This is a genomic window from Massilia horti, from assembly GCF_004614195.1.
Taxonomy (GTDB): domain Bacteria; phylum Pseudomonadota; class Gammaproteobacteria; order Burkholderiales; family Burkholderiaceae_D; genus Telluria; species Telluria horti.
Window position 1 is genome coordinate 56,491 of record NZ_SPUM01000007.1, and the last position, 19,249, is coordinate 75,739.

General features: G+C 65.2%; 19 protein-coding genes. 12 read left to right on the forward strand and 7 right to left on the reverse strand.

Features of this window, described 5'->3' with window-relative positions:
* Nucleotides 1-20 precede the first annotated feature (20 nt).
* From E4O92_RS01200 to E4O92_RS01235, 8 genes are all read left to right on the forward strand, one after another.
* Nucleotides 21-1,694 carry an amidohydrolase gene (locus E4O92_RS01200; protein WP_135187915.1) on the forward strand — a complete coding sequence of 558 codons (1,674 nt, stop codon included), beginning with the start codon at nt 21-23 and terminating at the stop codon, nt 1,692-1,694.
* 109 nt (nt 1,695-1,803) lie between these two features.
* Nucleotides 1,804-3,516, forward strand: a complete 1,713-nt coding sequence (gene hutU, locus E4O92_RS01205) for a urocanate hydratase (RefSeq protein WP_135187916.1) — start codon at nt 1,804-1,806, stop codon at nt 3,514-3,516.
* Nucleotides 3,517-3,523: 7 nt separating this feature from the next.
* On the forward strand, nt 3,524-5,074 hold the full coding sequence (hutH, locus tag E4O92_RS01210; RefSeq protein WP_135187917.1) for a histidine ammonia-lyase: 1,551 nt from the start codon (nt 3,524-3,526) through the stop codon (nt 5,072-5,074).
* A gap of 19 nt (nt 5,075-5,093) precedes the next feature.
* Complete coding sequence (gene hutG / locus E4O92_RS01215; protein ID WP_135187918.1) at nt 5,094-5,882, forward strand: N-formylglutamate deformylase; 789 nt, start codon at nt 5,094-5,096, stop codon at nt 5,880-5,882.
* Entirely contained in the window at nt 5,879-7,243 is a 1,365-nt protein-coding gene (locus tag E4O92_RS01220) for a formimidoylglutamate deiminase (protein WP_135187919.1), read from the forward strand. Before hutG ends, E4O92_RS01220 begins: the two co-directional genes overlap by 4 nt.
* A complete protein-coding gene (locus E4O92_RS01225; protein WP_135187920.1) occupies nt 7,243-7,821 on the forward strand; it encodes a HutD/Ves family protein in 579 nt (192 codons plus the stop codon). Before E4O92_RS01220 ends, E4O92_RS01225 begins: the two co-directional genes overlap by 1 nt.
* Complete coding sequence (gene hutI / locus E4O92_RS01230; protein WP_135187921.1) at nt 7,814-9,028, forward strand: imidazolonepropionase; 1,215 nt, start codon at nt 7,814-7,816, stop codon at nt 9,026-9,028. Before E4O92_RS01225 ends, hutI begins: the two co-directional genes overlap by 8 nt.
* A 1-nt stretch (nt 9,029) precedes the next feature.
* Nucleotides 9,030-10,517: an ABC transporter permease/substrate-binding protein gene (locus E4O92_RS01235; RefSeq protein WP_135187922.1), complete on the forward strand. Its 1,488-nt coding sequence runs from the start codon at nt 9,030-9,032 to the stop codon at nt 10,515-10,517.
* Here E4O92_RS01235 and E4O92_RS01240 read toward each other — a convergent pair.
* The 5 genes from E4O92_RS01240 to E4O92_RS01260 form a co-directional block, all read right to left on the reverse strand.
* Nucleotides 10,512-10,691: a hypothetical protein gene (locus tag E4O92_RS01240; protein ID WP_135187923.1), complete on the reverse strand. Its 180-nt coding sequence runs from the start codon at nt 10,689-10,691 to the stop codon at nt 10,512-10,514. The genes E4O92_RS01235 and E4O92_RS01240 overlap by 6 nt on opposite strands.
* 350 nt (nt 10,692-11,041) lie before the next feature.
* Nucleotides 11,042-11,533 carry a GNAT family N-acetyltransferase gene (locus E4O92_RS01245; RefSeq protein ID WP_135187924.1) on the reverse strand — a complete coding sequence of 164 codons (492 nt, stop codon included), beginning with the start codon at nt 11,531-11,533 and terminating at the stop codon, nt 11,042-11,044.
* Nucleotides 11,530-12,468, reverse strand: coding sequence for a DMT family transporter (locus tag E4O92_RS01250; protein ID WP_135187925.1), 939 nt, complete (start codon nt 12,466-12,468; stop codon nt 11,530-11,532). The genes E4O92_RS01245 and E4O92_RS01250 overlap by 4 nt, the downstream gene beginning before the upstream one ends.
* Before the next feature lie 84 nt (nt 12,469-12,552).
* Complete coding sequence (locus tag E4O92_RS01255; protein WP_135187926.1) at nt 12,553-12,999, reverse strand: outer membrane lipoprotein; 447 nt, start codon at nt 12,997-12,999, stop codon at nt 12,553-12,555.
* A gap of 102 nt (nt 13,000-13,101) precedes the next feature.
* Entirely contained in the window at nt 13,102-13,548 is a 447-nt protein-coding gene (locus E4O92_RS01260; RefSeq protein ID WP_135187927.1) for an Mpo1 family 2-hydroxy fatty acid dioxygenase, read from the reverse strand.
* A 138-nt stretch (nt 13,549-13,686) separates the two neighbouring features.
* Here E4O92_RS01260 and E4O92_RS01265 point away from each other — a divergent pair, with 138 nt between their 5' ends.
* The 4 genes from E4O92_RS01265 to E4O92_RS01280 are packed head-to-tail and all read left to right on the forward strand — an operon-like array spanning nt 13,687 to nt 18,185.
* Nucleotides 13,687-14,472: a 3-hydroxybutyrate dehydrogenase gene (locus E4O92_RS01265; RefSeq protein ID WP_206076792.1), complete on the forward strand. Its 786-nt coding sequence runs from the start codon at nt 13,687-13,689 to the stop codon at nt 14,470-14,472.
* Nucleotides 14,473-14,481: 9 nt separating this feature from the next.
* Complete coding sequence (locus tag E4O92_RS01270; RefSeq protein WP_229482880.1) at nt 14,482-15,846, forward strand: DUF2254 domain-containing protein; 1,365 nt, start codon at nt 14,482-14,484, stop codon at nt 15,844-15,846.
* A gap of 23 nt (nt 15,847-15,869) precedes the next feature.
* The gene (locus tag E4O92_RS01275) at nt 15,870-16,388 is read left to right on the forward strand and encodes a DNA-deoxyinosine glycosylase (RefSeq protein WP_135187929.1); all 519 of its coding nucleotides are present in this window, start codon (nt 15,870-15,872) and stop codon (nt 16,386-16,388) included.
* Nucleotides 16,389-16,403: 15 nt separating this feature from the next.
* Complete coding sequence (locus tag E4O92_RS01280; RefSeq protein ID WP_206076790.1) at nt 16,404-18,185, forward strand: SWIM zinc finger family protein; 1,782 nt, start codon at nt 16,404-16,406, stop codon at nt 18,183-18,185.
* 62 nt (nt 18,186-18,247) lie between these two features.
* Here E4O92_RS01280 and E4O92_RS01285 read toward each other — a convergent pair whose 3' ends face one another.
* Both E4O92_RS01285 and E4O92_RS01290 read right to left on the reverse strand, forming a co-directional pair.
* Nucleotides 18,248-18,685, reverse strand: coding sequence for a type II toxin-antitoxin system VapC family toxin (locus E4O92_RS01285; RefSeq protein WP_135187930.1), 438 nt, complete (start codon nt 18,683-18,685; stop codon nt 18,248-18,250).
* Nucleotides 18,685-18,921 (reverse strand): type II toxin-antitoxin system Phd/YefM family antitoxin, encoded by a 237-nt coding sequence (locus E4O92_RS01290; protein ID WP_135187931.1) that lies wholly within the window; start codon nt 18,919-18,921, stop codon nt 18,685-18,687. Before E4O92_RS01290 ends, E4O92_RS01285 begins: the two co-directional genes overlap by 1 nt.
* Between the last annotated feature and the right edge of the window lie 328 nt (nt 18,922-19,249).

Sequence of the window (19,249 nt, forward strand, 5' to 3'; positions counted from 1 at the left end):
AGTACGGAGAAGAATAGAGAATGCGCCTGCGTCAGATCCCCCTGCAATGTTCCATGTTCCTGGCCGCCTTCGGGGCCGCCGCGGCAGCCTGCGCGACCACGGTCATCGATAACGCCAACGGCTATACCCTCAACAATAAAGGCGACCTGGTGCAGTTCGCGTCGTTCGCGTTCGACGACAATGGGCGCCTCATCGCGGTGGGGAGCGGCGCCGAGGTCGCCGCCAAGGCGCCGGGCGCGCGCCACGTCGACATGAAAGGACGCACCGTGCTGCCGGGCCTGATCGACGCGCACGGCCACGTGTTCGGCCTGGGCGGCGTGCTGACCCAGCTCGATTTGTCCGCTACCACCTCGCTTGCCAAAGCGCTCAAGGCCATCGGCGACTACGCGCGCGCCAACCCGAAGCACGCCTGGCTGCTCGGACGCGGCTGGAACCAGGAAAACTGGAAGCTGGGCCGCTTTCCCACTGCCGCTGAGCTGGATGGCGTGGTAGGCGAGCGCCCGGTATGGCTGCAGCGCGTTGACGGTCATGCCGGCTGGGCCAACAGCCGCGCGCTGGCGGCGGCGGGCATCACCAGGGACACGCTAGACCCGGTCGGCGGCAAGATCATGCGCGATGCGAACGGCAACCCGACCGGAGTGCTGGTCGACGCCGCCAAGGAACTGGTCAACAAGGTGGTGCCGCAGCAGACCGAGGCCGAGGCGCGCAATGTCCTCGACCAGGCGCTGGCGCAGCTTGCGCGCGTGGGCCTGACCAGCGTGCACGACGCCGGCATTGGCGTGGCCGAGGACAAGCTGTACCGCGACTACGCCGACCACGGCAAGCTGACCGTGCGCGTCTACGGCATGATCGGCGGCACCGGCGCCGACTTCGACCAGTTGTCGAAGGACGGCCCGCTCAAGAGCTACGCGAACGACATCTACGCGCTGCGCGCGGTCAAGCTGTATTCCGACGGCGCGCTCGGCAGCCGCGGCGCAGCCCTGATCGCGCCCTACAGCGACGAGCCGTCCTCGCACGGCCTGCTGTTCCAGAGCGACGCCCAGATCGACGCCATGATGACCAAGGCGATGAAGAAGGGCTACCAGGTCAACGTGCATGCGATCGGCGATGCCGGCAACCGCCAGGTCCTGAACGTCTATCAGAAGGAGCTCGGCCCGACCGGAAGCAGCGCCCAGCGCCACCGCATCGAGCACGCCCAGGTGGTGGCCCTGGAGGACATCCCGCGCTTCAAATCACTCGGCATCATCCCCTCGATGCAGCCGACCCATGCGACGTCGGACAAGAACATGGCCGAGCAGCGCGTCGGCTCCGAGCGCATCAAGGGCGCCTATGCCTGGCGCACCTTCCTGCACCAGGGCTCGCGCATCGCCTGCGGTTCCGATTTCCCGGTCGAGTCGCCCAACCCGTTCTTTGGCATCCACGCCGCGGTCACCCGCCAGGACGCGCATGGGCAGCCGATCGCTGGCTGGTATCCCGAGCAGGAGATGTCGCTCAAGGAGGCGCTGCGCTGCTTTACCCTTGACGCAGCTTACGCCGGCCACCAGGAAAACGCATTAGGCTCGCTGGAGCCGGGCAAGTGGGCCGATTTCATCGTGATCGATCGCGACCTGTTCAAGATGCCGGCCTACGACATCCACCAGACCGGCGTGCTCGAAACCTGGGTTGCCGGCCGGCAGGTGTACAAGAAGAAATGAGCCCGGGGGCGTAAAATGAGTTGACGCGGTTGTATAGACAACCTAGACTCGGCATTCACGATCATGCGAGAGGCCTCGCATGCCCACCTGTTATTCGTAAGGAGCCGTGATGACCCAGGATTCGCCCCGACTTGATACCGACCCGCGCTTCGACCCGACGCGCGTGATCAAGGCCCCGCGCGGCAGCGCGCTGTCTTGCAAGAGCTGGCTGACCGAAGCCGCCTACCGCATGTTGCAAAACAACCTGGACGCGGAGGTGGCGGAGGATCCCCAGCGGCTGGTCGTCTACGGCGGCATCGGCCGCGCGGCGCGCGACTGGGCCTGCTTCGACCAGATCCTGGCCTCGCTGCGCGAGCTTGAGGATGACCAGACCCTGCTCATCCAGTCCGGCAAGCCGGTCGGCGTGTTCCGTACCCACCCGGACGCGCCGCGCGTGCTGCTCGCCAATTCCAACCTGGTGCCGAAGTGGGCCAACTGGGAGCATTTCAACGAGCTCGATCGCAAGGGCCTGTTCATGTACGGCCAGATGACGGCCGGCAGCTGGATCTACATCGGCACCCAGGGCATCGTGCAGGGCACCTACGAAACCTTTGCCGAGGCCGGGCGCCAGCACTTCGGCGGCGACATGGCCGGGCGCTGGATCCTCACCGCGGGCCTGGGCGGCATGGGCGGCGCGCAGCCGTTAGCAAGCACCTTTGCCGGTGCGGTGTCGCTGGTGGTCGAGTGCGACCAGACCCGCATCGACTTCCGCCTGCGTACCCGTTACATTGACAAGCAAGCCAGGGACATTGACGAGGCGCTGGCGCTGGTCGCGCAGCACAAGGCGCGGCGCGAGGCCGTGTCGATCGGCCTGCTCGGCAACGCGGCCGAGGTGCTGCCGGAACTGGTGCGGCGCGCGCGCGAGGGCGGCATGGTGCCCGATCTGGTCACCGACCAGACCTCGGCGCACGACCTGGTCCACGGCTACCTGCCCAGTGGCTGGAGCATCGAAGAATGGAAGGCGGCGCAGCAGGACCCGGCGCAGCATGCGCGCCTGAAGGCGGCCGCCGCGGCCTCCTGCGCGCAGCACGTGCGCGCGATCCTCGATTTCAAGGCGATGGGCGCGCAGGCCGTCGACTACGGCAACAACATCCGCCAGGTCGCGCTCGACGAGGGCGTGCAGGACGCTTTCGATTTCCCCGGCTTCGTGCCGGCCTACATCCGTCCCCAGTTCTGCGAGGGGCGCGGGCCGTTCCGCTGGGTGGCGCTGTCGGGCGACCCGGAGGACATCTACAAGACCGACGCCAAGATCAAGGAGCTGTTCCCGCAGCATACGCAGGTGCACCGCTGGCTCGACATGGCGCGCGAGCGCATCGCCTTCCAGGGCCTGCCGGCGCGCATCTGCTGGCTCGGGCTGGGCGAGCGCCACCTGGCAGGACTGGCATTTAACGAGATGGTGCGAACGGGCGAGCTGAAGGCGCCGATCGTGATCGGGCGCGACCACCTCGACACCGGCTCGGTCGCGAGCCCGAACCGCGAAACCGAAGCGATGCGCGACGGGACCGACGCGGTGTCGGACTGGCCGCTGCTCAACGCCCTGCTCAACACCGCCGGCGGCGCGACCTGGGTCTCGCTGCACCACGGCGGCGGCGTCGGCATGGGCTACTCCCAGCATTCCGGCGTGGTGATCGTGGCCGACGGCAGCGAGGCGGCGGCACAACGCCTGTCGCGCGTGCTGGTCAACGACAGCGCCTCCGGCGTGATGCGCCATGCCGACGCCGGCTACGAGTCGGCCATCGCGTGCGCCAAGCGCAATGGCCTGAATCTCCCGATGATCAAGTAAGGAAGTTATGAAGAGCACTATCGATACCAGTCTGACCCTGCGGCCGGGCGAACTTTCGCTTTCCGACCTGCGCGCGGTGTGGGCCACGCGCACGCCCCTGACCCTCGCGCAGCAAGCCTGGCGCAACATCGAAGCATCTGCCGCAGCGGTCGAGGCGATCGTCGAGCGCGGCGATCCGGCCTACGGCATCAACACCGGTTTCGGCATCCTCGCCAAGCGCCACATTCCGTTTGATCAGCTCGCGCAGTTGCAGCGCAACCTGATCCTGTCGCACGCGGTGGGCACCGGCGATCTGCTGCCGGACCCGATCGTGCGCCTGATCGTGTTGACCAAGATCGGCAGCCTGGCGCGCGGCTTTTCCGGCGTGCGTCCGCTGATCGTCGAGACCCTCCTCAAGCTGTACAACGCCGGGATTATGCCCGCCATTCCGTCACAGGGCTCGGTGGGCGCCTCGGGCGACCTGGCGCCGCTGGCGCACATGACGCTGGCCATGCTTGGGGTTGGCCAGGTGCGGGTCGACGGCCGGCTGCTTGATGCGACCGAGGCGCTGGCCGCGGCCGGCATCGAGCCGGTCACGCTGGCCGCCAAGGAAGGGCTGGCGCTGATCAACGGCACCCAGGTCTCGACCGCGCTGGCGCTGCACGGCCTGTTCATGGCCGAGCGCCTGCTGGAAGCGGGGATGGTCACCGGCGCGCTGTCGGTCGACGCCGCGCGCGGCAGCGACGCGCCGTTCGATCCGCGTGTGCACGCGGTGCGCGGCCAGCCCGGCCAGATCGCGGCAGCCGGCATTTACCGAGAACTGATGGCCGGCAGCGCCATTCGCGCTTCGCACTTGGTGGGGGACGAGCGCGTGCAGGACCCGTACAGCCTGCGCTGCCAGCCGCAGGTGATGGGCGCGGTGATGGATTTGATCGCCAACGCCTCGCGCACCTTGCTCATCGAGGCCAACGCGGTCACCGACAACCCGCTGGTGTTCGCCGATTCGCACGAAGTGGTCTCGGGCGGGAACTTCCACGCCGAGCCGGTCGCGTTCGCGGCCGACACGCTGGCGCTGGCGATCGCCGAGATCGGCGCGCTGGCCGAGCGCCGCATCGCGCTGCTGATCGACGCCAACCTGTCGGGCCTGCCGGCGTTCCTGGTGCGCGAGCCCGGGGTCAACTCCGGCTTCATGATCGCGCACGTCACCGCGGCCGCGCTGGCGTCGGAAAACAAGTCGCTGGCCCATCCGGCCAGCGTCGACAGCCTGCCGACGTCGGCCAACCAGGAAGATCACGTCAGCATGGCTACGTTCGCTGCGCGCCGCCTGGACCAAATGGCGCACAATACGGCTGTTATCGTCGGCATCGAGCTGCTGGCGGCGGCCCAGGGCATCGAATTCCACCGCCCGCTGGCCAGTTCCGCGCATCTGGAACACGTTCACGCGCTGCTGCGCGAGCGGGTGCCGGCGTTCGACGAGGACCGCTTCTTCGCGCCCGACATCGAACAGGCGCGCCGGATGGTGGCGGACGGCGAGTTGTCCGCCGCATGCAAGGAGCTGTTCGCGGCGCTTCACCAGTAACACCAACAGAGGAGTCGACATGGAGTTCAGGTTCAAGGCGGGCAAGGCCCCGATCCTGGTATCGATGCCGCACGTGGGCACCGACATCCCCGACGACATCGCCGCGCGCCTGGCGCCGTGCGCGCTGGCCAGGAGCGACACCGACTGGCACCTGGCCGAGCTGTACGGCTTCCTCGACGAGCTGGGAGCGTCGACCATCAGCGCGCGCTGGTCGCGCTACGTGATCGACCTGAACCGCCCGCCGGAAGACACGAACCTGTATCCGGGCCTGGACACGACTGGGCTGTGCCCGGTCGACACCTTCGGCCGCGACGCGCTCTACCAGCCGGGCATGGCGCCGGACCAGGACGAGGTGCGCCGGCGGTTGGAGCGCTACTGGCAGCCTTACCACGGCCAACTGCGCGCGGAGCTCGAACGCCTGCTGGCACTGCACGGCCGGGTGGTGCTGTGGGACGCGCATTCGATCGCGTCCAAGGTGCCGCGCTTTTTTGAAGGACGGCTGCCGGACCTGAACTTCGGCACCGCGGACGGCAAGTCGTGCGCGCCGGCGATGCAGGCGGCGGTGGTGGAGGTCGCGCGCGCGCAGGAGCGGTATTCGATCGCCGTCAACGGCCGCTTCAAGGGCGGCTACATCACCCGCCATTACGGGCGGCCCCAGGACAATGTGCACGCGCTGCAGCTGGAGATGTGCCAGTGCCTGTACATGAACGAGGCGCCGCCGTTCGACTACCGGCCTGACACCGCGTGCCAGGTGCAGCCGCTGCTGCGCCGGATGATCGAGGCGGCTGTCGACTGGGTGGGCGCATGAACGCGCTGTTCGCCCGGCATGCGCTGCTGCCCGATGGCTGGCGCCGCGACGTGCTGCTCGAGTGGGACGGCAAGGGCGACCTGATCCTGGTCGCCGAGCGTTCCGCGCCGCCGATCGGGGTGGCGCGCGCCGAGTACGTGGTGCCGGGCATGGTCAACCTGCATTCGCACTCGTTCCAGCGCGCGCTGGCGGGCCTGGCCGAGAAGGCCGGCCCCGGCCCGGACAGTTTCTGGACCTGGCGCGAACTGATGTACGGCATGGCCAACCGGATCACGCCCGAGCAGATCCAGGCGATCGCCGCGCAGCTGTATGCCGAATGCCTGCGCCACGGCTACACCTCGGTATGCGAATTCCATTACCTGCAGCGCGACCAGCACGGCGCCATGTACGCGCGGCCGGCGCAGACCGCCGAGTCGGTGGCGGCTGCGGCCCAGGAAAGCGGCATGGGCCTGACCATGCTGCCGGTCCTGTACAGCTACGCCGGATTCGGCGAGCAGCCGCTGCGGCCCGAACAAAAGCGTTTTCGCACCGACTGCGGCCAGGTCCTGCACATCGCCGAGGCGCTCGAACCGCTGCGCAGCGGCCAGTTCGAGGTGGGCGCGGCCGCGCATTCGCTGCGCGCAGCATCAAGCGGGCAGGTGCGCGAACTGGCCGCCGGGCTCGGGCAGGACAGGCCGCTGCACATTCATATCGCCGAGCAGCAGCTGGAGGTCGAGCAGTGCCTCGCGTACAGCGGCCTGCGTCCGGTGGCGTACCTGATGGAGCAGGTGCCGGTCGATGCGCGCTGGTGCCTGGTGCACGCCACCCACCTGGATGAAACCGAGCTGCAGGCGCTGGCCAGGAGCGGCGCGGTGGCCGGCCTGTGCCCGACTACCGAGGCCAATTTGGGCGACGGCCTGTTTCCGCTGGCGCCGTTCATCGCCGCGGGCGGGCGCATTGGTGTGGGCAGCGACAGCCATGTCTCGCAAAGCCCGATCGAGGAGCTGCGCTGGCTCGAATACGGCCAGCGGCTCGCGCACCAGCGCCGCAACATCGCCACCATTGGTCCGCAGCGCGACGTCGGCGCCTTCCTGTGGCAGGCGGCGCTGCAGGGCGGGGCGCAGGCCGCCGGGCGCCGCGTCGGGCGGCTCGAAGCCGGGTGCCGTGCCGACCTCTTGGTGCTCGATTGCGCTTCACCGAACCTCGAAGGCGTCGATGCCGCAGACGTCCTCGGTCGACTGGTTTTCTGCGGCAACGACAACCTGGTGCGCGACGTGCTGGCCGGCGGGCGCTGGGTGGTGCAGGGCGGACGCCACATGGCGCAGGACGCGATCGCGCAGCGCTACCGGCAGACCGTCCAGCAACTGCGGGAGGGGAACTGATGACCGTACTGATTCCGTTTGCAGGACTTTGTGCCGTACCGTGGAAGAACGGCGGCGGCAGCACGACCCAGATCGCGATCGGGCCGCCCGACGCCGGTTTCGACAATTTCGACTGGCGCGTCAGCCTGGCGACGATTGCCGAGGACGGGCCATTTTCGCTGTTCCCCGGCGTGGACCGCACCCTGGCGCTGGTCGAGGGGCACGGCCTTTCGCTGACGATCGACGGCAACGAGCGCGTCCTGCAATGCGACGACGAGCCGGTGGTCGATTTTGCGGGCGAGTCGCGCGTCTACGCCAAGCTCAATCGCGGCCCGTCACTGGATTTCAACGTGATGACCCGGCGCGAGCACTGCCGCCACAAGTTCGGGTGCCGGCGCCTGACCGGCAGTTCCGAGTTTGTCCCCGGCGGCGACATCACGGTGCTGTTCCTGGCCGACGGCGACAGCCTGGCCGTGAGCAGCGATTCTGAGCGCATCGGCATGGTGCGCTTTGACGCGATCGCGTTCGACAGCGTCACCGCCTGGACCCTGGAAGCGGCGCAGGCCACCTTGTTCATTGTCGACATCTTCTATGATTGATGCCCTGTTCACGAACCTGCGGCTGGCCACGATGGTGGACGGCTACGGCGAGCTGGTTGATGCCGCGATCGCGGTGGCCGATGGGCGCATCGCCTGGCTCGGCGCACGCGCCGACGCACCAACTGGCGCGCGCACAGTGCACGACTGCGGCGGCGCCTGGCTCACGCCCGGACTGATCGACTGCCACACCCACATCGTCCACGCCGGCAACCGCAGCGACGAATTCGAGGCGCGCCTGCAGGGCACCACCTACGAGGACATCGCGCGGCGCGGCGGCGGCATCATGTCGACCGTGCGCGCCACCCGCGCCGCCAGCGAAGGCGAACTGCTGCGCCAAAGCCTGCCGCGCGTGCGCCGCCTGCTGGCGGAGGGGGTGACCACGCTCGAGATCAAGTCCGGCTACGGGCTTGAAGCCGCGACCGAAGCCAAGATGCTGCGCGTGGCACGCCGCATCGGCGAAGAACTGCCGGTGCGGGTGAAGACCACCTTCCTGGGCGCGCATGCGCTGCCGCCGGAGTTCGCCGGCCGCGCCGACGACTACATCGACGAGATTTGCGAGCGAATGCTGCCCCAGCTGGCGCGCGAAGGGCTGGCCGACGCGGTCGACGCGTTCTGCGAGCGGATCGGCTTTACCAATGCCCAGACCGAGCGCGTGTTCGCCGCCGCACGCAGCCTGGGCCTGCCGGTCAAGCTGCACGCCGAGCAGCTGTCGGACCAGGGCGGCGCCGAGCTGGTCGCGCGGTTTGGCGGCCTGTCCGCCGACCACCTGGAGCATGTCACGCCGCAAGGCATCGCCGCGATGGCGGCCAGCGGCACGGCCGCCGTGCTGCTGCCCGGCGCTTACTACTTCCTGCGCGAATCCGTGGCGCCGCCGGTCGCCGCCTTGCGCGAGGCCGGCGTGCCGATGGCGCTGGCCACCGACTGCAACCCCGGCACCTCGCCGCTGACTTCGATCCTGATGACGATGAACATGGCTTGCACGCTGTGGCGCATGACGCCGCAGGAGGCGCTGGCCGGCTGCACCGTCAACGCCGCACGGGCGCTCGGCCTGCAGGCGGAGCTCGGCACGCTCGAGGTGGGCAAGCGCGCCGACTTTGCGCTGTGGGACATCGAGCGCCCGGCCGACCTGGCCTACGCGATCGGGTTCAATCCCTGCCGCGCGGTGGTCAACGCCGGCATCCTGCGCGCTCCCGCAGCACTATCCTGAGATGGCGCGCACGGTGCTGCGCAGGCTGTGGATCATCGCGCTGCTGGCGATAACCGTGGCCAGCGCCGCAGAGGCCGACACCCTGCGCGTCGGCTCCAAGCGCTTTACCGAATCCTATATCCTGGGCGAGATCGTCACCCAGACCGCCGCGCCGTACGCAAAAACCGAGCACCGCCAGGGCCTGGGCAACACCGCGATCGTGCTCGCCGCGCTGCGCTCGGGCGAGATCGACATCTACCCCGAATACCTGGGCACGATCGACCTCGAAATCCTGAAGAACCACCAGCCGTCCACGCTGGCGCAGATCCGTGACGCGCTCGCGCCGCTCGGCCTGGGAGTCGGCGTGCCGCTCGGCTTTAACAACTCCTACGCGCTGGCGATGCGCTCCGATGCGCGGTTGTCAAAAGTCTCGCAACTTGCGCATCATCCCGAGCTGCGCCTGGGCCTGTCGCACGAATTCCTGGGCCGAGCCGACGGCTGGCCGGGCCTGGCGCGCCGCTACGCCCTGCCGCAGCGCCCGCGCGGCCTGGACCACGGCATCGCCTACGAAGCCTTGAACCAGCACCAGGTCGACGTCATCGACGTCTATTCGACCGACGCCAGGATCGGCCAGTATGACTTGCGCGTGCTGGACGACGACCTTCACTACTTTCCGCGTTATGACGCGGTGCTGCTGTACCGGCTCGATTTGCCGCGCCGCTTCCCCGCTGCGTGGGCCGCGATTTCCAGGCTGGAGGGAACCATTTCGGCCAGCGATATGATCGCGATGAACGCGGCGGTGGAGATCGAGGGCAGGGGATTTGCGCGCGTTGCGCATGATTGGCTGGCGCGGCACGGACAGGCCCAGGCGGTCGTGCGCGACGGCCTGCTGGATAAGCTGTTCGGCCCCGACCTGTGGCGGCTGACGCGCCAGCACGTGGAATTGGTGCTGCTGTCGGTGGCATTGGCCTGCCTATTCGGGATTCCGCTCGGGGTGCTGGCGGCGTTCGCGCCGCGCCTGCGCGAGCCGGTGCTGGCGCTGGCCGGCATGCTGCAGACGGTGCCGTCGCTGGCGCTGCTGGCGATCCTGATCCCGCTGGTCGGCCGCATCGGCGCGGTGCCGGCGATGGTGGCGCTGTTCGTGTACGCCCTGCTGCCCATCGTGCGCAACACCTGCACCGGCATTCTGCAGGTTCCGGCGGGCCTGCGCACCGCGGCGCTTGCGCTCGGGCTGCGCGCGCGCCAGCGGCTGCTGTACGTCGACTTGCCGCTCGCGCGACCGGTCATCCTGGCGGGCGTGAAGACCGCCGCGGTCGCCAGCGTCGGCACGGCCACGATCGCGGCCTTCATCGGCGCCGGCGGCTATGGCGAGCGGATCACGATCGGCCTGGCGTTGAACGACAACGACATGTTGCTCGCCGGCGCCATTCCCGCAGCGCTGCTGGCGCTGCTGGTGCAGGGAGTGTTCGAGGTGGCGGAATGGGCGCTGGCCCGTGGCCGGCATTCATAGCGATTGCAGCTTGGCCCGGGTGGTCGAGACTGCCCGGTGCAACATGCGTTCTGCATGGAAGTCGTTTTCGCGCTGGGCCGCGATGACCTGGAGGTGGCGCTGGTAGCTGTCCAGACGCACCCGCAGCCACGCCTTGTACAGCCTGGAGGTGATCGGTTTGAAGCTCAGTTTCATGATGCTGGTCCCTGTTTCAAAAGTGACCATTGTCTTTCACGCGACACTCTTGTGCTTGTGATAACTCAATTGCGCCACATGGTGAGCGCGCTCTTGAGCAACCTCAAACCAAGTTTTTCCAATTAGGTAATTATTACCGTACGGTGTGTTGAAACAGGTGACCAATTCAGGAGAGCCGGTTTTCATCTCACCGCAGTAGTGCGGACTGTTGACTCCAGTCTCCCCTCCCCATTTACATAAATGGGTTCGCCCACGGCACTTCCGAGCACCGTGGGCTTTTCTTTTGTGAGAGCCTGTTTACGACCATTTTCGCGACCCCGAAAATGGTCGTAAACAGGCTCTTAGCAGTATCAGCGCTCGGCCAGGGCGATCAGCGCCTCGCCGGTCACGCGGCAGACGCGCCAGTCGGGCAGGATGGCTGCGCCCATCGCTTGATAGAACTTGATCGCCGGCTCGTTCCAGTCCAGCACCGACCATTCGAAGCGGCCGCAGTTGCGCTCGACGGCGATCTGCGCCAGCCGTTTCAGCATCCGGCTGCCGTAGCCTTTCCCGCGGTGCGCCTGGCGCACGTACAGGTCTTCCAGGTACAGGCCCTTCTTGGTCAGGAAGGTCGAGAAGTTATGGAAGAACAGGGCGAACGAGACCACCTCGCCGTTCACTTCGCCGATGATGGCCTCGCACGCCGGCTTGCTGCCGAACAGGCCCTCGTGCAGCATGGCTTCGGTCGCCACCACCATGTGATCGAGCTTTTCGAACACGGCGAGCTCGACGATCATGGCGTGGATGTGGGCGACGTCCGACCCTTGGGCCGGGCGGATGGAAAGCTTGTTGTCAAAAGTCATGGAGTTTCCAGTGCTTCGTTCAAGTTTGCGGAAGGAGCCGGTTTGGCCGAGGGCGTGCGCAGCGCCCAGGCCACGCTGGCAAGGCACACGATCATGCCCAGCCATTCGGCGGGGCCGGGACGGTAGTGTTCGAGGCGGATCGACAGCAGCACCGAGAGGGCGGGCGTGATCACGCTGATGTAGACCGCCTTTTGCGAGCCGATCCGGGCAATCAAGGTGAAATAGCAGATGAACGCGATCACCGAGCCGAAGATCGCCAGGTACAACAGGCCCATCCAGTAGCTTGGCCGCGTCGGCAGCGCGAAGTGCTGGCCGGTCAGCAACGCCCAGGCCGCGACCAGCAGCGTGCCCCACAGCATCGACCAGCCGGTCGTCAGCATCAGGTTCGACGACTGCGCGCGCACCTTGCCGACTACCACTGCTCCGGCCGAGCTGGAGATGGACGCGGCCACCGCCAGCAGCACGCCCAGCAGGAACGTTCCGCTGCCGCCGCTTTTCAAGTCATGGATGGCCGCGCCGATCGAGTGATAGAACAGCAGGATCACCCCGATGATCCCGCCCACGCCGGCGCCCAGAGTGCGCAGGGCAACCGGCGTGCCGAAGGCCAGACGCGCGCACAGCGGCGTCCAGAACACCATCAGTGCAAACAGCACCGCGACCAGCGCCGACACCAGGTATTGCTCGGCGTTGTAGGTGCAGACATAGGAAACGCCAAAGGTGAGAAAGCCCTGCAATATCAGCCAGCGCTGGGTGCGCCATGGCAGCAGCAGGCGGTCGCCACGCACCAGGCACCACAGGAACAGGGTCGCCGCGGCCAGGCCGAAGCGGTAGACCACCGAGACCGCGGGCGCAATGTCGCCCAGTTGCAGCGTAATGGCGAAGAAAGTGGAGCCCCAGATCAGGGAGGCGATAGTAAAAAGGACGGAAGATGGCATCGTGAAAGTATACGTGCTTTCACGATTTCTTGTTGGCCATGTCCATTAACACATGGCCATTGCGCAAAGCCCCGCAGGGCGCGCTCAGTGCGTCACGCGCGTGACGTAACCATTGCTGACCAGGCGCACGCGGTCACCCGGCCGAAACATCTCATCGGCCGCCTGGGTGACGGCGCGCAGCTCGCCGCTATCGAGCCTGACCGTGATTTCAAGCCCCGGCCTGTTGTTGACCCCCGATTCGATGTGCTGGCCGAGCAGGCCGCCGGCGAGCAAGCCGGCGATAATCGCCGCCGTCTGGCCGGAGCCGCCCCCGATGGCCGAGCCGGCCGCGCCGCCCAGCGCCGCGCCGCCCACCGCGCCGACGCCAGTTGGGGGAGTTTCGATGGTAACGTTGCGCACCGATTCGACAGTGCCCGTGCGGATCGATTGTTCGTTAAGTGTTTGGTAGTAGGGGTAGACGCTGGCCGACTGCTGCGGAAGTGCGCAGCCGGCCAGGAGGCCCGCGAGGACGAAGCTGGCAACGGCTTTCATGGCATGCTCCATTGGCAAAGTGCTGTGCGCGTGGCGCACGCCAATAAGCTTACGCCCAAGCCGCGGGGGCGATATCGAACAAGGTAAGCGTCTGTTACCCCGTCAGTAGGCCAGGCGCAGGCGCCGGTACAGGAAGCCCAGCACGAACAGTGGACCGATCAGCAGGAAGCGCAGGTCTTCCATGAACGACGGCTTTTTGCCTTCGATCTGGTGGCCGATGAACTGGCCGATCCAGGCCACGACGAAGATCGCCAGCGACACCGGCAGCACGGTCAAAGGCGGCATCAGCGCGAGCAGGGCCAGCATCACGGCGCTCATCGCCAGCATGCCGAACGCGAACGGGCGCGACAGCCTCCAGTAGTAGGCCAGGGCGAGCCCGCTTGCGGCCAGCGCCGCCAGCGGGTGGAGCGACCACAAAATGCCGAGCAGGGTGAACACGATGACCGGCACGCACACGATGTGAATCCATTCATTGGTTGGATGGCGGTGGCTCTCGGCGTACCTGGTCAGCAGTACGTGGATGCTGCGCGGTTCGGAATTGGGTGCCATGGCATCTCTCGCGTCGATGATGGGAAGCGCGACGATTCTACACCGACGGATCAAACTGCCAACGCCAGGCGGGACCTTGGTCCAATTGACCTGGCCCGGTAGCGTCTCGAAGATGGCTTGTCATTCTTCGTGGGAGGCATCATGAAACTCGACGGGAAGAGCGCAATCGTCACCGGTGCCGCCAGCGGCATCGGACGCGAAATCGCGCTGACGTTCGGACGCAAAGGAGCGAAAGTGGCGATCGCCGACCTGAACCTCGCGGCGGCCGAAGAAGCGGCGGCGGCGATCAGCGCCCTGGGCACCGACGCCATGGGCGTGGCGATGGACGTCGCCAATGAAGAACAGGTGAACGCGGGCGTGGACGCGGTGGCGGCCAAGTGGGGCGGAGTCGACATCCTGGTCAGCAATGCCGGCATCCAGATCGTGAACCCGATCGTGGACTATACGCTGGCCGACTGGAAGAAGATGCTGGCGATCCACCTGGACGGCGCTTTCCTGACTACGCGTGCCTGCATGCGCCACATGTACAGCAGCGGACGCGGCGGCACGATCATCTACATCGGCTCGGTCCACTCGAAGGAAGCCTCGGCGCTCAAGTGCGCCTATGTCACCGCCAAGCACGGGCTGGAGGGACTGGCCAAGGTCGTCGCCAAGGAGGGCGCGAAGCACAACGTGCGCTCCAACCTGATCGCGCCTGGCTACGTGCGCACGCCGCTGGTGGACAAGCAGATTCCTGAGCAGGCGCGCGAACTGGGCATCAGCGAAGAGGACGTGATCAAAAACGTTATGCTCAAGGACACTGTCGACGGCCAGTTCACCACAGTGGAGGACGTGGCGCAGGCGGTGCTGTTCTGTGCCACGTTCCCGTCCAATGCGCTGACCGGGCAGTCGCTGGTCGTGTCGCACGGCTGGTTCATGCAATAGCGGGGCGCGATGATGCCCTGGAACCGGCGCTACAGCCTGGCCAGCTACCTGCGCTCGGCGCTGTGGGTCGCCCCGGTGCTCGCGGTGGTGGTGTCGATGGCGGTCAAGCGGCTGTCGGAAGTGCTGGCCGCGTGGCTGGTGGCGGGCGGGGTGTATGACCGGCGCACCGGCTTCTGGGGGATCGACGAGACCGAGGCGCATTCGCTGCTCGAGCGGATTTTTACGCTGAACCTGTCGTGCCTGGTGTTCGCGTTCGGCTCGATGCTGGTGGCGATCCAGGTCGCCAGCGGCCAGTACACGCCGCGCGTCATCGCCACCACGCTGCTGCGCGACCGGGTGATCCGGCTGATCGTTGGGCTGTTCGCGTTCGGCATGTTGTGGGCCAACCGGACGCTCATCGAACTGGGCCAGATGCGCGAGGTGCCACAGTTACAGGTCTTCCTCGCCTCGATCTTTGGGCTGGCGTCGCTGGTTGCTTTCATCGTGCTGATCGACTATGGCGCGCGTTCATTGCGCCCGGTGAGCCTGGTGCAGCGCGTCGGGCAGCAGGGCATGGCAGTGATCAAACAGGTTTATCCGGCGCTGCTTGGCCAGGCGCGCACGCACAGGCCGCAACCGACCGCCGACGCCGATGGATTGCCGGATGTGCCAACGCGCGTCATCTACCACAAGGGCAAGTCGGCGATCGTGCTGGCGCTGCATCTGGACGGACTGGCAGGCGCAGCGCAACGGGCCGGCTGCGTGTTCGAGTTCGCGCCCCAGGTCGGCGATTTCGTCGGCATGGACGAGCCCTTGTTCTACGTGTACGGGAACGCCGGCGCCATCATTGATGACCGCGTGCGCGGCATGGTGGCGTTCGGCGCCGAGCGCACGATGGAGCAGGACCCGATGTTCGCGTTCCGGATCGAGGTCGACATTGCGCTCAAGGCGCTGTCGGCGGCGATCAATGACCCGACTACCGCGGTGCTGGTGATCGACCAGCTGCAGCGCATGCTGGGCATGGTCGGCAAGCGGGCGCTGCACGATAACAAGATCCGGGACGGCAGCGGCCAGCCGCGCCTCATCCTGCGTACCCCGAACTGGGAAGACTACGTCCACATGTGTTTTCGCGAGATCCGTCAATGCGGCGCCGGCAGCCTGCAGATCGAGCGGCGCTTGCGGGCGATGGTTCAGCAGCTGCTCGCCACGCTGCCGGCGCAGCGCCATCCCGCGTTGCATGTCGAGCGCGAACTGCTGGACCTGGAGGTACAGCGAGAGCACATGTTCAAGCAGGACAGCGCGCTGGCGCGGATTCCCGATTCGCAGGGGCTGGGCGGCGCGGCGGGCGCGCCCGGGATGCGCGGCCATGCGCCGGCTGCCCAGACGCGGCACTAGCGGTTGCAGGTAGAATCCGATGCATGACCAGACTCGTCGAAGACCAACACATACGAAAGCGATGCTTCGCTCCTGTTGTCGATGACCGGACCCGCCTCCTCGTGCTCGGAAGCCTGCCGGGCGACCGTTCGCTCGCGCGGCAGGAATACTACGGCAACGCACAAAATTGCTTCTGGAAGTTGATATTCGATGTAATCGGCCTGGATCAGGTGCCGATCGACTACGCATCACGCTTGCAAGCGCTGCTGGCAACAGGTGTCGGCCTGTGGGATGTAGTGGCGGAGGCTGACCGCGAAGGCAGTCTTGATCATCGAATCCGCCGTCAAGCGGGGAATGATTTGATCGGGCTGATCGGTCGCTTGCCTTGCTTAGCAGCCATTGCTTTCAATGGTGGGATAGCTGCGCGGCTGGGTTTGAGGGCCCTGGGTGAGCATGCCGCGCGATATCAAATCGTCAGGCTTCCATCCAGCAGTCCGGCTTACACACTTGCCTATGCTGAAAAATTGACCGCATGGCGGACCTTGCGCGAATATTTGCTGTGATAAGGAAGCAGTAGCATGCCTTGGACGAACGAACCTACACTGATGGACAACAGAACGACGTTACTGGACTTGATCTCCCCCACGGCCTTGCGCGCTTTAGCCGGCACCAAATCGTTTCAACTTGGCAAAGAATATTTTAACGAGGGTGCAGTCAGCAACCTCACAGTATCGGCCGGCGCCGTTCGCGCGCAGGTGGCAGGGACGGAGTCATATCGCGTTGTATTGCGAATAGACACAGGAGAGCTGTCTCACCACTGCAGTTGTCCACACGCTGGCGCCGGTTATTTTTGCAAACACTGTGTGGCGGTCGGCTTCGCTTGGGTCGCGAGCATGGAAGAATTGCCAGCGCAGGCCGAGTCACGCGCGAAGAAAAAACGGCGCGACCCCTGGTGCGAGATTCAAAGCTACTTGTGCAGGCAAGAGGCCGAGGTGTTGATTGCCCTTGTACTCAATGCAGCGCGGCGCGACGACAGCCTCTACCGATCTCTTCTGCTGAAGGCGGAGCGCGACATGGGCGGCGCCGACCTTTCCAAGATTTATCACAAGGCGATCGATGACGCCACCCGCACTGGTGGTCTTGTTGCATGGAATGAAGTTGGACCGCTGCTGACAACGTTGGACGACGTCGTCGATTCCCTGGCAGAACTGTTGCAGCCGGCAACAAGCGGCATGCTAGTTGAGTTGCTGGAATATGCGATCGAGCGCATAGAGACGATGCTGGCAGAAGTCGATGATTCTGGTGGCGGTTTTGGGGAAATCGTCACTCGCCTGGGCGAGCTGCATCTGGAGGCTTGCCGCGTGTCGATGCCTGACCCTGAGGTGCTGGCCGGGCGCCTGTTGCGTCTGGAGATGACGTTGCCATTCGGGATATGGAACTTCGATCCGTTCGACTATCAGGAGATTCTCGGTGAGAAAGGATTGCAGCGCTATCGCGAGCTGGCGTTGGCCAAATGGCGCACAATCGAACCGCGTACAGGGCGTGGAGACTACGACGCCGCTCGCACAGCGATTACCCGCATCATGGAACGCTTGGCGGAAGAAAGCGGCGACGTCCATCAACTGGTCGAAATTAAATCACGTGATCTGTCGTCCGCTTTTCATTATCTCGAAATAGCCGAACTTTTGGGCACAGCCGGGGAGGTAAAGCAAGCGCTGGAATGGGCCGAGCGTGGCCTGGCGGCGTTTCCGGAGCGCACCGACAACCGCTTGCGCGATTTCCTCGTCTCGATTTATTTGCAATGCGGTCGGGAGGATGAGGCATTGCAGCTGACCTGGATACAATTTGAAGAGCACCAATCACTGGAAAACTACAAGAAACTCTCCCGGGCGGCCAAGGAGACCGAGCGGTGGCATGCGCAGCGTGAGCGGGCCTTGTCCGTGGTCGATGCCGCCATCGCAGCAAGAGCTGCCGAAGGTTACTGGGGACGCCGGCCGGCGGCGCCGGATTTCTCCTTGCGGGTGGCAATCGCGTTATGGGAAAGCGATCTCGATGCGGCCTGGAGGTACGCGAACCTTGGCGTTTGCGACCGGGGGCTGCTGGTCGCACTGGCCGGCAAGCTTGAAATGAAACGACTTGACGATGCCATTGAACTGTATCGCAGGATCGTACCTGTTTTGCTTGAGCAGACTAACAATGCGGCTTATGAGGAAGTGATCGGGCTGGTGAAGAAAATGGCTGGAGCCCTAAGCACTCATCAGCGTGGCGACGAGCTGGCTCCTTATTTGGAGTATTTGCGCGTGGAGTTTAAGCGCAAACGCAATTTCATCAAGTTGCTCGATCGACTCGCTGGCGCTTGAGCAGGCCCATGTTATGGTCCGGACCAAGGCAACCCGACTGGCCATGCTCATGTCGACAGCATTTAATATGCCATTGGCTGTGTCAGTAGTTGGGCACGGATGCCAAATTCCTTTCCGGCCGCCGCCATGCCGCCATCAAAAGTATATACAGTCGCATCATGAGCGGCAGCGATAGCAAGGTGCAACGCGTCGGCAGCGCGCAAAGCAGTGGCCCAGCCGTCCAGCAATAGTGCGGCTTGGCTATGGTTGACGTCCTCGATAGCGATGCGGCGCAGGTGCGGGGCGACCAACCGGCTGTAGGTGTCGAATACCTCGTGTGCCATTGCGAGTTCAATCTGTTTCGTTCGTATCTTTAGCCCTATTGCCGATAGCAGTTCAACCTCTGTCCAACCGCTAATTGCCAACGGAGAACCTGCGCTGCGCATAAACGCATCGGCTGCTTCGCTTCCGGCCTCTGGCGTCAAGTAGGCCACCAACACGCTGGTGTCGACATAACGCATCAGCTACGATTACTTTCACGCAAGCTACGGATAAACGCGCCTGCATCGCCAGGTTGCCGCGGCATTTTCGCACGCAGTTCGGCCAAACTAGGAAGTTGTTGCTGCGGCGGCTGCGTTGCAATGAGCCGCACAACCGGCTTCCCGCGTTTGGTGATGGTGACTTCCTCACCCGCCTCGACCAGCTCGATTAATTGACTAAGATGCGCCTTGGCGTCAGCTAAATTGACGGTTCGCATAGAACACTCATGACTATCTAATTGGTCATCTCAATGTACCATAAACGCATCTTCCTGCAACGACGCATATCGGCGCGGGTACTCAGCGCGCCTCAACTCTCTCTCTCTCAGAGGGTGTCAAATTGACCAGAAAATTAACAAATTCTGGAAGGGGCTGGATGTCGCAATCAGTAACGCAACGCACAACCGCTTGATCGAAGTGATCGAAACGCTGCCTCGTTTGCGTGCGATTGCCTTGGACGGCGCGACCGCCGCCCGCATTGCCCCCATCTGAAGGCACGCATTGCTTTCCTGGTAAAATTATCAATATAGAAATCCAACGCGACAG